General features: G+C 49.8%; 18 protein-coding genes. 2 read left to right on the forward strand and 16 right to left on the reverse strand.

Features of this window, described 5'->3' with window-relative positions; translation table 11 throughout:
* Positions 1-117 precede the first annotated feature (117 nt).
* Genes ACWIZX_RS01875 through ssnA form a run of 15 tightly spaced genes read right to left on the reverse strand, consistent with a single transcriptional unit; the run spans position 118 to position 17,086 of the window.
* Positions 118-735, reverse strand: coding sequence for a nucleotidyltransferase family protein (locus ACWIZX_RS01875; protein WP_448334649.1), 618 nt, complete (start codon positions 733-735; stop codon positions 118-120).
* Positions 728-2,065: a selenium cofactor biosynthesis protein YqeC gene (yqeC, locus tag ACWIZX_RS01880; protein ID WP_448334650.1), complete on the reverse strand. Its 1,338-nt coding sequence runs from the start codon at positions 2,063-2,065 to the stop codon at positions 728-730. Before yqeC ends, ACWIZX_RS01875 begins: the two co-directional genes overlap by 8 nt.
* Position 2,066: 1 nt before the next feature.
* The gene (yqeB, locus tag ACWIZX_RS01885) at positions 2,067-2,882 is read right to left on the reverse strand and encodes a selenium-dependent molybdenum cofactor biosynthesis protein YqeB (protein WP_448334651.1); all 816 of its coding nucleotides are present in this window, start codon (positions 2,880-2,882) and stop codon (positions 2,067-2,069) included.
* 19 nt (positions 2,883-2,901) lie between these two features.
* Positions 2,902-5,115, reverse strand: a complete 2,214-nt coding sequence (locus tag ACWIZX_RS01890; protein ID WP_448334652.1) for a xanthine dehydrogenase family protein molybdopterin-binding subunit — start codon at positions 5,113-5,115, stop codon at positions 2,902-2,904.
* Positions 5,116-5,138: 23 nt separating this feature from the next.
* A complete protein-coding gene (locus tag ACWIZX_RS01895) occupies positions 5,139-5,516 on the reverse strand; it encodes a hypothetical protein (RefSeq protein WP_322791700.1) in 378 nt (125 codons plus the stop codon).
* Between the two features lie 4 nt (positions 5,517-5,520).
* On the reverse strand, positions 5,521-6,948 hold the full coding sequence (locus ACWIZX_RS01900) for an FAD binding domain-containing protein (protein WP_448334653.1): 1,428 nt from the start codon (positions 6,946-6,948) through the stop codon (positions 5,521-5,523).
* 7 nt (positions 6,949-6,955) lie between these two features.
* The gene (locus ACWIZX_RS01905; RefSeq protein ID WP_322791698.1) at positions 6,956-7,750 is read right to left on the reverse strand and encodes an XdhC family protein; all 795 of its coding nucleotides are present in this window, start codon (positions 7,748-7,750) and stop codon (positions 6,956-6,958) included.
* Positions 7,751-7,767: 17 nt separating this feature from the next.
* Positions 7,768-10,815, reverse strand: coding sequence for a molybdopterin-dependent oxidoreductase (locus tag ACWIZX_RS01910; RefSeq protein ID WP_448334654.1), 3,048 nt, complete (start codon positions 10,813-10,815; stop codon positions 7,768-7,770).
* A 19-nt stretch (positions 10,816-10,834) separates the two neighbouring features.
* A complete protein-coding gene (locus ACWIZX_RS01915) occupies positions 10,835-11,590 on the reverse strand; it encodes an FAD binding domain-containing protein (RefSeq protein ID WP_448334655.1) in 756 nt (251 codons plus the stop codon).
* Between the two features lie 51 nt (positions 11,591-11,641).
* Entirely contained in the window at positions 11,642-12,640 is a 999-nt protein-coding gene (locus tag ACWIZX_RS01920) for an LLM class flavin-dependent oxidoreductase (RefSeq protein ID WP_322791695.1), read from the reverse strand.
* 23 nt (positions 12,641-12,663) lie between these two features.
* Positions 12,664-13,278 (reverse strand): 2-phospho-L-lactate guanylyltransferase, encoded by a 615-nt coding sequence (gene cofC / locus ACWIZX_RS01925; RefSeq protein WP_322791694.1) that lies wholly within the window; start codon positions 13,276-13,278, stop codon positions 12,664-12,666.
* A 3-nt stretch (positions 13,279-13,281) separates the two neighbouring features.
* Positions 13,282-14,241 (reverse strand): 2-phospho-L-lactate transferase, encoded by a 960-nt coding sequence (gene cofD / locus ACWIZX_RS01930; protein WP_448334656.1) that lies wholly within the window; start codon positions 14,239-14,241, stop codon positions 13,282-13,284.
* Between the two features lie 9 nt (positions 14,242-14,250).
* Entirely contained in the window at positions 14,251-15,021 is a 771-nt protein-coding gene (gene cofE / locus ACWIZX_RS01935) for a coenzyme F420-0:L-glutamate ligase (RefSeq protein WP_448334657.1), read from the reverse strand.
* Between the two features lie 9 nt (positions 15,022-15,030).
* Positions 15,031-15,708 (reverse strand): NADPH-dependent F420 reductase, encoded by a 678-nt coding sequence (gene npdG, locus ACWIZX_RS01940; RefSeq protein WP_322791691.1) that lies wholly within the window; start codon positions 15,706-15,708, stop codon positions 15,031-15,033.
* A gap of 25 nt (positions 15,709-15,733) precedes the next feature.
* On the reverse strand, positions 15,734-17,086 hold the full coding sequence (gene ssnA / locus ACWIZX_RS01945; protein WP_322791690.1) for a putative aminohydrolase SsnA: 1,353 nt from the start codon (positions 17,084-17,086) through the stop codon (positions 15,734-15,736).
* 333 nt (positions 17,087-17,419) lie between these two features.
* Here ssnA and ACWIZX_RS01950 point away from each other — a divergent pair, with 333 nt between their 5' ends.
* Both ACWIZX_RS01950 and ACWIZX_RS01955 read left to right on the forward strand, forming a co-directional pair.
* On the forward strand, positions 17,420-18,802 hold the full coding sequence (locus ACWIZX_RS01950) for a dipeptidase (protein WP_448334658.1): 1,383 nt from the start codon (positions 17,420-17,422) through the stop codon (positions 18,800-18,802).
* 19 nt (positions 18,803-18,821) lie between these two features.
* Positions 18,822-19,781, forward strand: a complete 960-nt coding sequence (locus ACWIZX_RS01955; RefSeq protein WP_448334659.1) for a DUF1385 domain-containing protein — start codon at positions 18,822-18,824, stop codon at positions 19,779-19,781.
* Here ACWIZX_RS01955 and ACWIZX_RS01960 read toward each other — a convergent pair.
* The gene (locus ACWIZX_RS01960; protein ID WP_322791687.1) at positions 19,714-20,133 is read right to left on the reverse strand and encodes a secondary thiamine-phosphate synthase enzyme YjbQ; all 420 of its coding nucleotides are present in this window, start codon (positions 20,131-20,133) and stop codon (positions 19,714-19,716) included. The two genes, ACWIZX_RS01955 and ACWIZX_RS01960, sit on opposite strands and share 68 nt — an antisense overlap.
* Positions 20,134-20,204: the final 71 nt, after the last annotated feature.

The raw sequence follows: 20,204 nt of genomic DNA on the forward strand, positions 1-20,204 counted from the left end.
CGTGATCACGGTGTTTTACCCGACGATTGGATTGAAAATGAAACACCCGACAATCTGAATAACCGTTACCTTCAAGCCGCCCTTCAAGCCTTCAACCTGAATACAAACCCGTGATTTTTACATCGGTTTCGATTGCTGATAATCCTGCGGAGTATCCAGATCTTGAAGCACACTCGGCGAATCCACGTTGAAGTAATGGATTTCATGCTGAAAACGGCGTAAAAAATCCCGCAGGGTGTAGGATGGATTCAGATTTTCTAATTCAGACCAAAGCGTTCGATCAATCAACCAGGGGTGGCCACGGCGGTAGTTATAACTCGGAACGATAATTTTAGCGCCTGTATTTCCATATGTTTCCAATACACCACTGACGGTTTCTATCCGCATGTGAGGTTGATCTCCCAGCACAATCAATGCAGCCGTGGCGTCCTTCGGTAGGGTTCTGATTCCAACCCGGATGGAATCGGTCATTTCACCGTTGGCGAAATCCGGGTTGAAAACCATCTCAACCGGAAATGGCAATGCCAGAATACTCTGTTGAATTAACTCACGATTCGCCCCAAGGACGGTGTGAATTTTTACGATTCCGCAGGAATGCAAAGTACTCAATACCGTTTGCAAAACCGTCTTTCCCCCCCAATCCATTAATAATTTCGGTTGCCCCATCCTGGTTGACAAACCAGCTGCCAGTACCAGCGCTACCACATCGTTGGCTACGCGCAATTTTTCAACCATACCGTGCTCTCAACCACTCATAGTCTTCTTCTCGATCAATATCTCGAAGATCATTTGGATTTTCCCACTCAATCGTTTCAACCGAATATTTGTTAAACAAAGCCTTCCCGCCTCGCTCACCTTCCAGTTTCAATAAATCCTCAAAGCAACGCCGGTCAAATAATACTGGATTCACGGTTTGCCCCTGCAAAGAAGTGGAGAAAATTGTGCCCGCCTTTTTACGGTGTGCTGATACCAGTTTTTCAATCACGCCCTGAGGAATCTGCGGGACATCGCTCATCAGGAACACGGCAGCGCCAACCTGATCAGCCACAACCGCCAGGCCGCATTTGACCGAGGTGCTCAATCCCATCTCCCATTGGGAATTATGCACAACCATAACCGGTAAGTCAGCAACAGCTTTTTCTACTGCTTGGTTGTGTGCACCACTGACCACCACAATCGGCTGCAAACCAGCCCGCAAACTTTTTTGAACCACATGCCAGATGAAAGGCTTTCCACGCCATTCCAGGATCTGCTTCGGCCTTCCAAATCGCGTTGAACCACCCGCCGCGAGAATGATACCCGCAACTCGTTCAAATCGCTGCTCTACCCGTTCTGCAGGTGATACCTGAGCAGCATTACCCCAAATCACTTGATGATATTTTTCCAACAAAGGTGTGGATATGGTTTGTTTTTCCTGATCGTTCAAAACAACCTGATCCAGCTGATTGAAAAAGACACTCTTTCTGGCATTTTTCGGTATATTTTTTAAGCCTCCTTCATCCGCCAGCAAATAACGTAGGATCATTTCGAATGTAATCTTTTCACCCAGTTGAGTACCGGTTATTTCTGCAAACTTTTCAGCCCGAAAAACTGTCTCCTCATCCACAGGTTTACCTAACCCGGATAACCCAACGACCACCACAACTTGATTGACCCACGCCGGAATTGGGGGTTCATGTTGCGCGGGGGCTTTGAGCGGCAGTCTGCGTGAACCATCCGCTTCAAGCAGGAGCGGTAAATCCAAACGGTCACAAAACTCCCGGATGAGGTCTATCTCTGGGGATTGGATACCCCGCGTTCGATTATTCTCTCCAATCGGCCCGGTCAATAATGTAATCCCGTTCAGGGGTTTTTGGAATGCAAGCTCAACATCATCTGGATGTTCAATGACCGTGTGAGTATCAGCCAGTTTCAGCTGGTCGGTGCAGAGGTGAACAGTGGCAGCCAGGACAACCGGTCTGGCAAATTCTTTTGAGGAATTAAACAGGATGGTGCTTTTGCCACCAGATCCAACAATTGCGAGACGGCTGGTTTTTTCTAACCGTAGGCCATCCAATAAGCGCATATCAATCACCACACAACCGTTTTCGCAGATCAGACCGGGAGAGCACCGCCTCAAGGACTCCCCCACCAATCGCGAGCGATTTATCGGATACCAGACTACACAACCGGGGATCTTTACGCGGGTCGACATCCCCAACCTTCATTCCGCTGGTGACTGGCAATCCTTCCATTACCATTCCGCGTATCACGCCGTCAAATCTCGCGAGGATCGGCACACCATCCACTTCCGCCACCGGCTGACCTTTGGAAACAAAATCGCAAATTCGTACCAGCGGTTTGAAAAAACCATCCTTCGGTGCTCGTAGTACGCGTTCTTCCACAAATCCATTAACGGCTTCCGGTAAACCGCTGTCCACCTCGGCAGTACCGCTCCAGTACACCCTCCCAAGCGTTGGTCCGCGTTTGGTTTCAACAACTGCATGGCAATTCAAACCGGCAGTAAAACCCGGACCCAGCCCAATGATCAGAGGAGCGGAGTTCAAACCGATTTCAGGAGGAGACTTTCTCAAGCGGGCATCCACAATCACATCCGGCTTCAACCAGTGAATCGATTCCGCATCCGGGTCTATTACAACGGACACGACCGATTTTTCCAGCATTTCTAAAACTTCATCTTTCACTTCAGCCTTTCTGGCAGGCACTTCCTCCACAAAGGTTGAACCACTGATCACCGCTTCGGCAAAAGAAACAGTACGGCGTACGACCAGTGGCATGGGAAGTTCGGTCACAATTATCTGCGCCCCCACCCGGTAAAGCCGCACACCAACCCCACTGCCCAAATCCCCGCCGCCGCGGATGAGCACTCTCAGTCTGGTCATTTACATGCCCGGTTAATAATTATTCTTCCAGCCCAAATAAAATTCTTTCCGGTGTATACGGGAATTGATCGAACCACTTCCCGGTTGCATTGCGGATGGCTGCTCCAACAGCTGGAGCCAGTGGTAAATATGGCATTTCACCCATCCCACGCGCCCCCCACGGTCCGCGCGGGTCTGCGTATTCCAGGATAATTGACTCAACCTTTTCCGGAATATCCAGGATCGTCGGTATCAGATATGTGGAAAGGGTTTTGGTCAGTACCTGTCCATCCTGCTGAATGAAGTTTTCCAGAATGGCGTAACCAGCTGCCTGAACCACTGCGCCTTCCACCTGACCTTGCACCTGCTGAGGATTGACCGCTTTGCCCACATCATCCGCGCAAATGACATTAACCAACCGCACCTGTCCGGTCTCAACATCAACTTCGACTTCTACAGCCTCAGCCACGTACCCATAGGCAAAATTGGGTTCGGATTTACCGGTTTCCGGGTCGTAGGGTGTCGTTCGGGGAGGGCGGTATTGAAATTCTGCTCTGGCAGGTCGTTCTTCGTTCTTCCACTCCTCCAGGGCTTTTTCTGCTGCTCCCCGAATGGCATTGCCTGCCATGAAAGTCATTCTCGACGCCGACACGCTGCCCGAATTTTTGGTTACTGCTGTATCTGCAGCAACCAGTTCAACCTTTTCCAGCGGTAATCCCAATGCTTCGGCAGCCATTTGCACCAGAACAGTGTGCGAGCCCTGACCAACTTCAGCCGCAGCATGATAGAGGACTGCTTTTTCTATTTCAGCATTACCATGCAGCTCAATAATGGCCCAACAGTTTTCTGGGGCACCAAAAGAAAAGCCAACGTTCTTAAAAGCACATGCAAAACCAATCCCTCGCTTGAGATGTGCCTGGCCGGTCTTTACCTGAAATCCGGCCGGCCGGTGCCATCCATCTTCTCCTTTTACCCATCCGGCACTTTTTGCACAGGCTTCAACCACCTTCTTAATGCTAACTCCCGCAGGCAGTGGGGTGCCCACTGAAAGCAAGTCACCCTCATCTAAAAGGTTGCGCATTCGAATTTCAACCGGGTCGATGCCCAGCGCTTCGGCCAGCTTATTCATCTGCATTTCGGCAGCAAATGCACCTTGCGGTCCTCCAAACCCACGAAAAGCCCCATTGGGCAGGTTATTGGTATAAACTGCATAGGAATCCACCTTAACGTTGGGTATGGAGTAAGGTCCGGTACACATTAAAGTAGCGTTTCCCAGCACCTTTGTTGAGGTGTAGGCATAAGCGCCGCCATCTGCAACGACCTCCACTTCCGCGGCGAGGACTCTGCCATCGCGTTTTGCACCCCACTTTGCCCGGATGTGGTAGGGATGCCGTTTGTGATGGCCGATGATGGATTCTTCCCGCGACCAGATTATTTTGACCGGACGATCAATACCGCGTTGATGCAATCTCCATGCTGCCAGGGCCAAAACAATTTGTACGGACATATCCTCTCTACCGCCAAACGCTCCGCCAATGGCCGGGTAAATCACCCTCACCTTTTCAAGCGGTAGAGCCAGCGCATGAGCAATCTGTTCCTGATCTTCGTGAGTCCATTGTCCTCCAACGATGACGGTGACTCTACCCTCCTCATCAATGTAACCCAAACCGGCTTCGGGTTGCAGGTAAGCATGTTCCTGCGCCGGGGTCTGGTACACACCTTCAACAATCACATCCGACTCATCGAAAGCCTTTTCCACGTCACCTTTCCGAATGCGGTAACGCCCAAAGATGTTCGATCCCTTATCCGGATGTAATAGAATCGCATCATCCTCCATTGCTTTCAGTGGGTCGGTCACAACTGGCAAGTCCTCATACTCAATTTCGACTAGAGACAGTGCTTCAGCAGCGATTTGTTCGGTTTCTGCAATCACCAGCGCCACCTGATCACCAATAAAACGTACTCGTTCGGCATAGGGCTTGGTTGAACCGGGGCCGCACAAAACCGGTTGATCGGGCATGATCAAACCGTATTCGTTATTCGGTACATCCTTTGCGGTAAATACAGCAATTACGCCAGGATATTTTTCGGCTTTTGAAGTGTTGAGGGTTTTAATGACTGCATGGGGACGATTGGCAAACAAAATTTTCATGTAAGCCTGATTGGGTAAATTGATATCCCCCGGATACAGCGTTTCACCGGTCACCTTTCCAACCGCATCTACGCGAATAACCGACTCGCCGACAACATTCATAATTCAACCTCCATAACACATTTTCATCGCCGATATTTCTTCCCGCGATAACTGACCGGAGGAACATCATAGGGACCATAGCGGGAAGGACCCAGCAGACGAAACAGGATCATGCTGATGAATTGGAAGATGAAATAGATTAGAAACGCCAAAATTAAGGTCATTCCGATTTTGACATACAAAAGCGGATCAGCCCCCGGGGCCAGTAAATCAGCGGGTATGGTAAACCATTTCTGCCTGGAATTCTCTTCCAGCAGAGCGATGGTCCCAAAGTAACCCAATATTGGCGTCAGAATAATTAGAATGAATCCGACCCCGCGCCAGATGGGATGTACCTTGTTGCGCGATTCGCGCATCATCTCCTGTTGTTTGGCTTGTAAATTTCCATACTTGTTGGGCATGATCTTATCCTCCCTTTTGAACCAGTTGGGCAGCATCTTCAACTGCCTGAATGATTTTATAATAACCTGTACAGCGGCACAGGTTCCCCGTCATAGCCTGCCGGATTTCCTCTTGAGAGGGTGTCGGCCGTTCTTCCAGCAATTTTGCGGCCGACATCAGAAACCCCGGTGTGCAATAACCACACTGGACTGCTCCTTCCTGAACAAAGGCTTGCTGAACAGGATGAAGTGAGCCATCTTTTGCCAGACCTTCAACGGTGACAATTTGCGCACCATGGGCACGGGTTGCTGGCACCATACAACTCATCACAGCAGCGCCATCCAGGAATACAGTACATGCACCGCATTCTCCTTCAGCACAGCCTTCTTTACTCCCAACCAGGCCGATATCTTCGCGAATAAGTCTCAACAGCGATTTTTGATGGCCGCCCTGGATGGAATAAAACTTGCCATTGATGGTCGTTTCAATCGGCACACCTGCTTCGTGAAGAATGGATTTATTCAAGTACCCCTGCGGATATTTTTCACCGCCCCATAACAATACCGGTCTTTGTGGAAAGCCTTCTTTCTCAGCGTGAGCAGCCAAAGCAGCCAGCGCCCGGCGGGTAATGACTCCCACCATCCTGCGGCGATACTCTGCCGAAGCGCGCACATCCGAAATGGGTCGTGCCGCTTGCATGGCCAATTGCGCTGCCCCCTGAATCACCTCCGGTGATAGGAATTTACCCTGCAGGTATTCTTCTGCTTCCATCGCATGGATGATTGTGGGCGCAACAGCGCCTAAAGTGATGCTGGATTTTGTGATCACATCACCGTCAAAGGTTAATACTACAGCGACATTCACCAGTGAAATCGCCTGCGCCCGCCGAAGAGCATATTTGATGAACATCCCACGTTGATTCGGCTTAAGCGCAGGGAAAGCAATATCCACCACCATCTCATCAGGCTGCAAATCCACCCGCCGAACGCCCTGATAGAAAGCCTCTAATGGAAGGATGCGGCTTCCGCGGAGAGATTGAATCGTGAGGCGAGCGCCCAAAGCCATGAGCGGGGTAATGGTGTCATTCGCAGGCGAGGCTGTAATCAGGTTGCCGGCAATCGTTCCACGATTGCGGATCTGCGGAGAACCGACTTCCCACGCAGCCTGCGCCAACGGTAATCCCATTTCCACAATCATCTTTGAGGCAACACAATGGTTATGCGTTACCAGCGGGCCAAGGTGAATCCATCCGTCTTCATCCAAGAAAATGTGATCCTGTTGGGGAATACGGGAAATATCTACCAGCGTTTCTATGCCATGCCGCACACCGCGTTCAATTTCAAGAATAAGATCCGTTGCCCCTGCGACAATCCTCGCTTTTTCCTCTTTTTCGGCAAGGATATGTAAAACCTCCTCAATTGATACTGCACTAAAGACATTCTTCCACATCATTGCCCTCCTAAATGCTCATCCTCTCCCCACTACCGCCGTTGCGCAGCATGATGATTTCCGCCATGATGCTGACGGCAATCTCCTCAGGGGTTTCAGCTTTTAATTCTAATCCCATCGGGGAGTGTACCCGGTTAAGCAATTCTTCAGAAACACCTCTTTCGAGTAATGCCTTACGGGTTACCAACCAGCGCCGCTTTGAACCAATCACTCCAATGTAAGCTGCCTCGGTATGGAGTAAAGGCTCCAATCCTTCAATATCAATATTGCTGCCGCGAGTTGTCAGCACCAGATAAGTGTACGGAGTAATGTTCAAATGCTGGGGCAATTCAGCCATTTTAACCGGAAAGAACAAATCCGCACCCGGATTGGCTTCCGGCGTACAGAACTCCGGTCGGTCATCGCTGACGGCAACAGTAAACCCCAACCATTTTGCCAGATGTACTACTGCCTTGCCAACATGTCCACCCCCAATCACAACCAGCGTGGGTTTTGGCAATATTGGTTCCACATATACCTCCAAAGTCCCGCCACACACTCCGGGGTCACCCTGTTTTGGATCAACCATGTTATAGCGAAGATTGCGAATCTTGCCATCTTTTATGGATTGGATGGCTTCTTCGATAACCCGGCTCTCCACCTCACCCCCCCCGACTGTACCGATAAAAGAACCATCCGGGAAAACCAGCATTTTGCTGCCTTCATGACGCGGCACCGATCCGCTGGTTTCGATAATTGTACAAACGGCAGCGGCTTTTCCTTCTTCAATTGTTTTGGCAATTTCACGATAAATAGCCAGCATCATCAACCTCATCTCAACTATTAATTTCCGGTAAAAGATTGCTTTGCCTTCAACGCCCGCCATAGACGTTCAGGTGTAATCGGGTTCTCAAAAATATCTGCACCGCAGGCATCGAATACCGCATTGCCAACTGCCGGAGCAACTCCATCCATCGGAATTTCGGCGACCGCCTTGACCCCAAAGGGATGAGAGGGTTCATAGGTCTGAATAAACACGGTTTCCAATTGGGGCATTTCGTTGGCGCGGAAGATGTGGTAATCCACCAGATCTTTCTCACGCGCTCGACCTTCTTTATCATATACCATTTCTTCACAAACCGCATAACCCAATGCCTGCGTCATTCCTCCTTCAATTTGACCGGAAGCCGTTACAGGGTTGACGATGACACCCGAATCAACCGCCATTACCAATCGGTCAACGGTTACCTGTCCAGTTTCAACATCCACAGTTACTTCGGCAAATTGAGCGGCAAACGGCGGAGGTGAAACTGGAGAATAGTAAGAACCAATCCCCATGATTTGTTCCTGATCGGTGTGATGCAGGGCGTTCAAGGCTACTTCGGCGAGTGTCACAAATTGACCACCCGGTGCCATTGCCTTACGATCTTCCAGAAGAATGTCTTCAGGAGTCACTTCTATTTCCGAATATCGCTCCTTAATCATTCGCGCGGCGCGTTTCTTGATTTTTTCGGCAACCTCTTCCGCAGCTTTGACAACGGCAGCTCCCGAAATATAGGTGGTTGAAGAGGCATAAGCGCCTTTATCAAAAGGTGTGAAATCGGTGTCTGAGGAATACACCAGAATGTCTTCCACCGGCACACCCAAAACCTCCGCGGCCATTTGGGCAAGGACGGTATCCGAACCCGTACCTAAGTCCGTGGCTCCAACCAGGAGATTAAACGAACCATCATCGTTCATTTTGATGCTGGCTCCACCCATATCCAGATAGGGAATCGCAGTACCCTGCATGACCAGTGCCACTCCAATTCCTCGGCGTAAGTGTGGCTTGCCCTCCACTCGATGCCATTCAGGATTCCCAAATTTCTGGTCCCAGCCGATTAAGGCCTTTCCCTGTCGTACACATTCTTCCAGCCCCACCGTCTGAATGATTTCTGGACGCGGCTCCCGTCCCTCACTCCACGCTGTGCTGAAGGGATGAAGTTCACCTTCACGGATTGCATTCTTCAACCGAAAGGCAATTGGGTCCAACCCTAAATCACGGCTGATTCGTTCCATATGCCTTTCAACCGGCCAGAAGCCTTGCGGAACCCCATATCCTCGATAAGCACCGGCGGGTGGAGTGTTGGTGTACACCACGTCTGCATAAAAACGAATATTGGGTGATTTTCGGTATGGTCCATCGCCCACATAAAGAGCCATGGATTTGTGCCCGGTATTGCCGGTCACGGTCAAACCATGACAGCCATATGCTCCAGTATCCGAAAGCACGCGCATTTCGTTAGCTGTGATTGTCCCATCCAGTTTTACCCCGGTTTTCATGCGAATTCGCATGGGGTGACGCGAGCGTGCTGCGATAAACTCCTCCTCTCGGGTGTACTCGTATATCACCGGACGGCCGGTTGCAATGGTTAGATGCGCAGCAACGTCTTCAATCAAAACTTCCTGCTTGCCGCCAAACCCTCCTCCAATACGCGGTTTGATGACCCGAATGCGTTTGACGGGCAGCCCCAACACTGGGGCCAGAATTCTCCGCACATGGAAAGGCACCTGCGTGCTGGTGCGAATAACCAACCGGTCGTCCTCATCCCAGTATGTGACAACCACATGGGGTTCAATGTGAGCCTGTTGAACTTTTGGTACCACATACTCCGCTTCGTAAATACGGTCAGCTTCCTTAAACCCTTTTTCCACATCCCCGATGTCAATATGGATTTGCGCCGCAAGATTTTTGTGCGGATTCGAGTCGGCAAAATTGACATACTCCGGTTCGTCATGGATGATGGGGGCATCCGTTTTCATCGCATCACGGGCATCCAGAATCGCAGGCAAAGGTTCGTATTCAACCTCAATCAATTTGAGCGCTTGTTCGGCAATTTCTTCGGTTTCGGCGGCAACAAACGCCACCCGATCCCCAACAAAACGCACCTTGGAGTCCAGCGAAAAGGTATCCAGCGGACCGGGTATCGGATCGGACTGCCCAGCAGTGGAATAAACCACGCGTGGAATGTCTTTGTAGCACAACACGGCTGCCACCCCCGGTAGCGCGCGGGCTTTGCTGAGGTCAATGTGTTTGATGCGAGCGTGGGCAACCGGGCTGTGTAAAACTTTGGCAATTAACATGCCTCGTTTTTCTATGTCGGCTGCAAAGGCCGGCTTTCCCTGTACCAGCTTAATGGCATCTACTTTCAATTCCGGTTTACCAACCCGAGAAAGCCCCTTTTGGCGTATTTCGGGTGTTTCAACCATCAGCGGCATAAAAACCTTGCGACGAGTCAGCGTCACGGTTTGGGGAATATCACTACCTGCCCCTGTTGAAGGCTGTCCATCCGTTCCCGCAGGCCAATTCATTGGCAAGGGAAGACCGCTATCTTCTTCCACATCACCCTCTTCCCCCTTTTCTCCACGCAGGACAGAAGCCGCTTTGAGGATTGCCTGCACCGGCTTCAAATAACCCGTACATCGGCAAAGGATGCCGGCAATGGCTTCGCGTACCTCACTTTCGCTGGGGTAAGGATTTTTCTCCAACAGTGCTTTGGCAGCCAATGCGAAGGCCGGGGTACAATAACCACACTGGATTGCACCGCTCTCTACCAATGCTTTTTGGATGGGATGAAGACCGGCGGTCTTTTTCCAGCCCTGGTCCGGATGTTCACCCATTCCTTCGATGGTCTGAATATTTCTACCTTCCACCTGAACGGTCAACAAAGAGCAGGAATTAACCGGGTTGCCATCCAACAACACCGTGCAGGCGCCGCATTCACCATTTTCACAACCACCAAATTTGACTCCAAAGAATCCTTGCCTCCGTAAGGAAGAAAGCAGCGTCTCGCCATCCGCAACTTCCCAGTGCTGGACAATCCCATTGAGTGTAAAGGAAACCGTTTTCACTCGAACCTCCTTGTTATCCCTAAAGGCCTGAAGCGGCTTTGTCAAGAATTCGTCTTACCATCACTTGACCAACGTCCATTCGATATTCCGTGCTGGCCCATTCATCACCGCTGTCACTCAATGCATTTTTCACCGCTTCCAACACGCCACCATCTTCCAAACCATCGAATGCAAGCACGGGTGACTTACCGAAACCGCCTGCGACAACTCTCACCCGCCCGGAACGCCAGCGGGCTAAAGCCAAAGCAAGGATGGGCTGATCCATCGGAGTTCGGGCAACTTGCTCATAACTTAATTCAATATTCAGGTTCAATTGAATTTCGCTGATCCAGAAACCCTGTGGGCGCCGCAAGGAAAACCAATCCCCAATTGGTTGCAGGTTTTGATGAGGATGCCACACAAGCTGGGCATCCAATGCCATCAAGGCAATCGCCAGAGGTGCGCGACCACCTGCCGAAACCACATACCCTGCCACCGTTGCCTGATTGCGGATATTCAGGGTCGCCGATTTCTTAATAACCTCTCTCAAAACCGCCGGGATCGGATCAGCATCCAGCAATTGTTGAAGGGTTGTGGTTGCCCCGATGGTCAGTTTTTGCCCAACCGCCTCAATTCGATTTAACCCTAATTCCTGCAGGTCCACAACACAAAGATCATCCTGTTTGGAACGGCTGAGCACACTCCCTCCGCCCAGTGGCACAACTTTTTTGTCTGTCTCTGCAAACAACCGTTCCGCTTCAGAAACCGTTTTGGGGCGATAGTACTCTTTGATCATAGCATCAGCCTCCCGGCAATCAATTTAAACCGAATGTAAAGAAGAGAATCGTCATTGTTGGGCAAAGGTATCAATCAATAGTTTTACATCCCCGCCCACCGGATAAAGAATGGGGCAGGTACAACCGTATTTTCTGTATTCATTCACTTTGGCTCGCGCTTCTTCGGGGGTACCGGATGCGGTAATGCGGTGGATCAACTCTTCCGGCACAAGATGTTTGGCTTTTTGGATCTGCTCATGAGTGGCGGGCCAACCCAGAATAGATTGGATTTCTGCAACCACATCCGGCGAAACACCCGAGGCCTTGGCAATGTGTGGCTGTTGAGCAAGATATTGGGTTAACAATTCGCGGGTGGTATCAATTGCCCTTTCGCGGTCATGGTCTACCGAGCATACCACCAGTTGAGGCCTATCAATATTGTCCAGTGTGCGTCCCGCTTTTTTAGCACCTTTTTCCAGTAATTCAAGTGCTTTAATGTTGTATTCCGGTGGGACACAATAATTTAGCACAGCGCCATCAGCAATTTCTCCGGTCAGTTCCATCATCTGATCACCGGTTGCACCAATCATGATCGGCACGTTTCTGGGTTCACGCCGCCCATGCACTACATCCAGTTCAATTCCATCCACATGAACAAACTCGCCGTGGAAGGTAACCCGTTCCATATTCAATAAACGCCGTAAAACGATTACGGTTTCTCTCATCGCCGTAAGCGGTTTTCGTCTTTCGATTCCCACATTCTTTGCCAGAGGATCCCACCAGGCACCTATGCCACAAATGATGCGGTTGGGCGCCAGGTCGTCCAGGGTTAAAAATGTGGCTGCCAGCAGACCAATATTTCGCGTCCAGTTGTTGATGACACCCGACCCCACCTTGATGCGCTCGGTCACGGCAGCGTAAGCCGCCATGGGAACAATTGCATCTCTGACCAGACGACTTTCCGCCTGCCAGACCGCCTCGAAGCCGCGTTTTTCTGCATAGCGAACATAATCAAGGCCGTCCCGCAAATCGTGTGCATCCTGCAAATAAAGCGCTACTCTTTCGGACATGGTTTCCTCCTGTTTGAATATTTTCAAGGTTCGATTTGCATGGCTTCTATTTGTTTCAACAAATCTAAATCTTCCGGCAAATCCAGATCCAGGCTCAGCGTAGATAATTGACAGATTTCTACCCGAACCCCCTTTATACGCGCCTGTTCAACGTGCTGATGAAATGACCCTGGCCCGTAGCGATACTCAATGATCCCCCCCGGATTCATATAAAGGGCATTGGTTCCATCATTACGCCGATCAGGCGAGATGACGACCACAGGTGGATTTTTTGCATATTGCAGTATACGCCGTACATCACTTACCGAGAGAAGAGGTAAATCAGCGGGCAGGATGAGAATTTCCTGCGCGGCATACATTTGCGCTACCACGGTTGCCCGTTGCAAAGCTGTATTCAACTCCGGTTGACCATCTTCCTGCACGGTTCGGGCGTTAAACTCTCTTGCCAGCGAGAGTGCCGCCGGATCGCGGCTGACGACCAATATTTGTTCGATTTCTTCAACATCCCGCAATGTGCGCAGGGTGTTGCTCAACATGGTGAAATTTAACAACGCACGTTCATCTTCCGATAAAACGCTTGCCAAACGCGATTTACCGCGGCGCAGGGGTTTTACGGGGACGATTGCCCACAAGCCCATTCGTCAAAACTCCCTTCTTTGTTGTTCCAGTTTCCTTGCTTTGCTGAAGGCAAGGATGTTTTTTGCCAGTAATAACCGATCCTCTTCATGGTGCATGATCGTTTGAGTAATCAATATCATTATACCTGACGACTTCAGGGTAGTTTCCAATCCTCGGTCCAATTCATCTATTACAAACCCCCACAAATAAGGTTGATACTGACGGGCAACCGCTAAAGCCGAAGGTTCAATCCCCATCTCGCGATACATTTTTGCAGCCGGCCCCTTAATGGTTTGACCCTGAATGATTGGCGATACTGCAATCACTTTTTTGGTTTGAATTAATGAGGCAACTCCCTTCAGCGATAAAATGGGTTGAATACTGACCCACGGGTTGGATGGGGCAATTACAATCAAGTCACTCCTTTCCAGCGCTTCCAAAACCCCCGGAGCGGGGAGAGCCTTTTCAATCCCTTCAAAAGCAAATTCCTTCACAGCCGGCTGACAGGCACAGCGCACAAAGTAATCTTGAAAACCCAACCACCCATATTCGAGGGTATGCACCATTGTCCGCACCGGATCATCGCTCATCGGTAATACCCGCGCGGTGATTCCCCATCGGGAGCAAAATGATTCAACCACCTGACTCAACCGTTGCCCCTCTCTTAAACGGCGGGTTCTTTCAAGATGAGTGGCTAAATCTTTGTCCCCCAGGCGAAACCAGGTAGGTCCACCCAATTTACCAACCTGCTGCAGCACTTCAAAGGTTTCTTCTTTTCTCCCCCAGCCGGTTTGTGGATTTGCCAGCCCGGCCAGCGTGTAACAAACCGTATCCAGATCCGGGCAAATCCTCAAACCAAAGTGATCAAAATCATCTCCGGTATTGACGATTACGGTCAGGTGAATCTCCGGTTGACACAGCGCAAACCCATGTGCCAGCTTTGCACCACCAACGCCACCTGCCAGAACCGTCACATGCTCCATTCGCACCTCTCAACGAAACAAATCCATTCCCACTGGTCGAGGCAATTCCTCAAAACTACCTTCTCGCAACGGATAGGGAAACCCTCTTACATGTACGATTGGGGTTCGCTCATCGGCCTGCCCCATTACCAGAGAAGCCGCCGCAGCCAATTCATCTGCTACGGCCACCTGAGTAATCCTCAGATGATAGCCAAACATGTCCGCTTCACCGCGCAAGTCAACCAGACCGGGCATTCCCGCCAGCCCAATTGCAACACCCACAGTCCCTAACCGCCATGCGCGCCCATGAGAGTCAATGATTAGTACCCCAATTTTCACACCGGTTTGCTGCTCAATTTCATTGCGAATGAACTGCGCCGAACGATCTGGCTCTTCTGGCAGCAACAACACCCACAAATCCGGATCACCGTATGGTCCTCGCACATTCGAGTGATCTATCCCCGCATTGGCACAGATAAATCCTTTCCGATGTTCGACAATAATCGTGCCGGCACGTTTCCGAAGCACCTGGTGTGATTCGCGTAGCACCAGCTCAATGAAGCGGGGGTCTTTTTCAACTTCCGCAGCGATTTGAATGGCTTGTTCGGATGGCTGAACTTCCGGTAAATAGACCAGCCGGTTTTCGGCTTTGGAAACAATTTTTTGGGCAAAAACCAGAATATCTCCATCGAACAGATCTATATTCTGTCGGGACAGCGCATCCAGGGTTATCTTTGCCAGATTATCCCCAGCCTGGATGAGAGGAATATCCGCTAATGGAGTCAACTCCAATTTTTTCATCTGAGTCCGTTATGACTTTCGGGGAATACCAGTAATCCGAATTCCTGAGGAAGGAACGCCATATTGTTTATTTAATCCAATTAATATTGAAGTCAAACCCTCAACAACCACGGCATTTTCAATCGGGCCGGCATTCCAGCCCACCAGCCCGGCATCCTCAACCAATTGCAGCACAACCTCGCGTGCCTCTTTGTTCCCACCGCACACCAACACATCACAATCTACCTCTTCGTCGTTAAGCAGGTGTTCATAAGAGATATTTTGAAACGCGGCAACCACCTGCACCGTCTCTCCCATAATTTTTTGGGCTTGTTGGGTAGCACTTCCTTCGGGAGGCATTTGAACGCGGGTAACTTTTGGCGGCACCAATGGCACGGTAACATCAATGACTATCTTGCCCTGCGCAAAAGGTTTCATTCGTTCACACATCTCGGCGTGAGCAGCAAAAGGCACCGTCAGGACCAGAATCTCCGCTTCCTGTGCGGCTGTTTCGTTGGCTTCACCGCGTATTTGGGTATCCGTCCCAAGCAGATCCATTACTTCTTGTGCCGCGGCTCGGGCTTTTTCTTCCTGCCTCGACCCTATAATAATACGGTGTCCTGCTTTTGCCCAACGGTAAGCCAGTCCTTTCCCTTCTTTTCCCGTTCCCCCAATAATTCCAATGGTGTAATCTTTGAGTGGCGACATTGATTTACTCCTTTACCCAATCTCATCATTCTTGAAATTGCTGCCGAAATCGCTGCCATGTTTGCGAAGAAAGATGGCGCGCTTCAAATGCAATTTTTTCTTCATCGAGCGTTAATAATTCACGGTTACGCATCAAAAATTTGCCGGCTACCATTGTTGATGTAACCATACTCTCATGAAAACCAAAGATGATATGCCATGGCAGGTTACCTTCATTCATCTCCGTGAAGGGATGGTAATCCACAAAAATCAGATCAGCCTGAGCGCCTTCGCTAATGATTCCTAACGGGCCGGTATTGAATTGTTGTTCGGCCAATTCCCGATTGTTATAAACAGCCATCTCCACCACCGTGGTTGCTGGCATCCTCCGGGGATCGCGATTCCATAATTTATGAGCCAGATAAGCCGTTTTCCACTCCTCCCACATGGCATTGGAAAAACCATCATTTCCCAGGCACACTTTCACACCTGCCCGCAGCATGCCTTCCGGTTGCGACATGCCCACAGCATTATTCATGTTGGAACGCGGTTGATGGGTAACCCATGTTTGGGTTTGTGCCAACAGTTCCACTTCCCGAATATCCACGTGAACGGCATGAACCGCAATACTCCGTTCGCCCAAAATACCATGGCGATAGAGCCTGTCCACCACTCTTTCACCACATTTATACAGACTATCATATTCATCAGCCGGATCTTCAGCAACATGAATGTGGAAACCGACCTCATCGGGTACCGCCTCACGACATTTTCTAAGGGTTTCTTCAGAGAGAGATAAACTGGCATGAAGGCCAAACATTGCAGCCAGTTTGCCCGGTAGAGGATTGTTCTTTTTTACGAGTTCGATAAAGCGTATATTCTCACGAATTCCCTCATCAGCACCTTTCTCGCCCTCCCGATCAGTGACTTCATAACACAATGAGGCCCGCACGCCGGCCTGCGCCACGGCTTGAGCAATCTCATCCAGCGAACCTCCAATTGCATTGGGAGAAGCATGATGGTCAATCAAGGTGGTGGTACCATGTTTGATTGCGTCTATCAGGCATACCAACGCCGAGTAGCGCACATCCTCCAAATTAAGCGATTTATCCAGTGACCACCATAACTTTTCAAGAATTTCAGGAAAATCTTTTGCCGGCGTCCCCGGTATGCCCATTCCTCTGGCAAATGCCCCATAAAAATGGGTATGAGCACAAATATTTCCTGGCATCACATATTGTCCGGCTGCGTCAATAACCTCCTCCGATGGAGCCGTCCGTTTCAGATCTTCGTATCGCCCAATTTTTTTGATAACCCCATTCTCAATCCATAAGGCCTGATCGTAAAGAATCTGGTTGGGATTTTGCCAAGTAACGATCTTGCAATTCTTGATAATCATATCAACCTCACTCTCATGATTGGGAGAATGAATTTTAAAAAAACCGAAAGGGGTTCCTTTCGGTTAATCAACCTGCAGACCGATATATATACCGGGCAATATTGAAATTAGGGGAGGTGATTTGAATAGTGATTGGCATAGGATCGGTGGAGGAGGAAGGCGGCACTTTTCGACGGGCTGAACATAAATTACCCGACGCCAGTCAAGATATACTTGAACTGACCACCGAACCTGTATCCTTATTTTAGCAGAATTTCCGCTTGAGGCAATAATTCTTTTTGAATAATGACTTTTGTCATATAATCAAACCACCTTCTATCAGGAGAATCGTTCATGAACAACCGCCAAAAAGCACTCGAATACGCCCAAACAAACCAAGAATCTTTTTTAGAACAATTAAAAACCTTTGTTCACATTCCCTCGATTTCTACCGATCCCGAAAAAAAAGCAGCTATGCAGGCAGCTGCCGAGTGGATTACCACCAAGCTGAAAGACCTGGGGTTGAATGAAGTCGCAGTCATTCCAACCGAAGGTCATCCGGTAGTTTATGGCGAGTGCCGCTGTGCCAATCGGCCAGATGCGCCGACTGTTTTGATCTATGGGCATTATGACGTCCAACCCTCTGAGCCGGACGATCTCTGGCATAGCCCGCCTTTTGAAGCGACTCTCCGCGGGGAAAACCTTTATGGGCGCGGAGCATCCGACATGAAAGGACAGGTGGCGGCCAGTATTTTTGCCGTCGAATCCATTCTCAAGAACGGAAATATGCCGGTAAATATTAAGTTCATGATCGAAGGCGAAGAGGAAATTGGATCGCCCAACCTCAACTCCTTCATGGAAAGCCATAAAGAACTTCTGGCTTGTGATGTTGCGCTCAATCCCGACTCCGGGATGATTGCTGCTGATCTTCCGACCATCACCTATGCCTTGCGGGGTTTAGCCTACTTTGAAATCCGGGTTTACGGACCAGAACATGACCTTCATTCCGGTTTGTTTGGGGGTGTTGTTCATAACCCCGCACAGGTGCTTTGTGAACTGATTGCCGGGATGCACGATCAGGATGGCAGGATTACCCTGCCCGGCTTTTATGACCGTGTACGTCACCTCTCGGCAGAAGAAAGGGCAGAACTGGCAAAATTGCCAATGGACGAAGAATACTACAAACGCCAGACCGGCGTGCCCGCACTATATGGTGAAAAGGGATTTACTCCCGTTGAACGCGTGGGAGCCCGTCCCTCTCTGGATGTGAATGGAATCTATTCTGGTTTCACCGGGCAGGGACAAAAAACCGTCATACCCTCATGGGCAATGGCAAAAGTATCTACCCGGCTGGTGCCGGATCAAGACCCGGCTGCGGTATTTGATCAGCTCCAACAATACCTCATGGAGAAAGCCCCCAAAACCGTCCGTTGGGAGTTGATTCAAATGTCTTACGGGGCAGCATCCATTTCTGATATTCATCATCCGGCCACTCAGGCGCTTGCCAGCGCTTTCTTATCCGTATGGGGCAAGCCACCTGTTTATAAAAGAGAGGGCGGCAGTATACCAGTGGTTGGCAACATGCAAAGAATTTTAGGGGTTGAATCAGTCCTGACAGGCTTTGGGTTGTCAGATGACAACATTCATGGCCCAAACGAAAAATTACACCTTCCGACATGGTACAAAGGCATTCAGACCTTGATCCATTTCTTTTACAATTACGGTGAACAACGGTGAACAAAATAATGGTTATGGCATGAGCACGGAAAAATTAAAATTACCTTCTTATGGTGGGCAGGCCCTCATCGAAGGAGTTCTCATGCGCGGCAAGTACGCGCTTGCCGCGGCCATGCGTGCCCCGGATGGTCAAATCATCCTTGAAACGGAAGAGTTGAAAGGGATTTATCAAAGTGGCTTTAGCCAGGTTCCATTCCTGCGTGGATTGATTTTACTTTGGGATGCGTTAGGACTGGGAACGCGTTACTTGACCCGCTCGGCAAACTTACAAAGTGGTGAAGAAGAAAAAATTGAAGGAGTTTCTCTGTATTTAACCCTGGCAGCCTCACTGGCGATTGCCATCGGGTTATTCTTCCTCACTCCCGCAGCAGTCGGCAAAGCCATTCAAAACCTGACGGGTATTTCATCCTTTGCCATGAATTTGATCGAGGGTATTTTACGGCTCGGTGGTGTCATCCTCTACATTTGGGCAATCGGGCGAGTTCCAGATATCCAGCGCGTTTTTGCCTATCACGGCGCGGAGCATAAAACCATTAACGCCTTTGAAGCCGGAGCAGACTTAAAACCCGAAACGGTTAAGAATTTTCCATTGGAACACCCCCGCTGTGGAACATCTTTCCTTTTGACCCTGATCGTCCTTTCAGTTCTGGTCTTTTCACTGGTGGGGAACTTACCATTCGGGTTTTTACTGCTTTCCAGAGTCCTTCTTATTCCTGTTTTGGCCATGCTGGCGTACGAATATATCCGTTTCACCGCAAACCACCTCGATCATCCATTCATTCGATGGATGATTCGCCCAAATCTGGCGCTTCAATCTCTGACAACCCGCGAGCCGGATCTGGATATTCTTGAGGTCAGCATTGCATCATTCAATGCCATGCTTGAACTGGAAAAGAAACTTCAGCCACGGGCTATTCACCCAACAACTGAACCTTCACCTGCCGGCGGCGGGGGCGGATATCAAAATCCACCAGAATAATTTGTTGCCAGGTACCCAGCGTTAACCGATGATTTTGAATCGGGATGGTCACAGACGCACCGAGCAATGCAGCCCGGATGTGACTGTGACCGTTTCCATCCCCCCAACGCGCATTGTGTGCATAGCGATCTGTGGAAGGGGCAATTCTTTCAAAGGATCGTTTTAAGTCTTCAAGGCATCCCGGCTCAAATTCGATCGTAGTCAGGCTGCTGGTACTGGATGGAGTAAAAAGCACACAAATTCCTGTTTCAATATCACTGGAACGAATAATTTCCTCCACTTTACCGGTGATATCGAGAATATCCGTATTCCCTTGAGTATCAATCTCAAATTCTATGGTGAAAATTTTCATAATACACCTTCCTGTTTACAGGTTGGCAGAAATCCAATCAAAAACCACTTGACCACTAACCGAACCTCATT

The organism is Bellilinea sp., assembly GCF_053501535.1.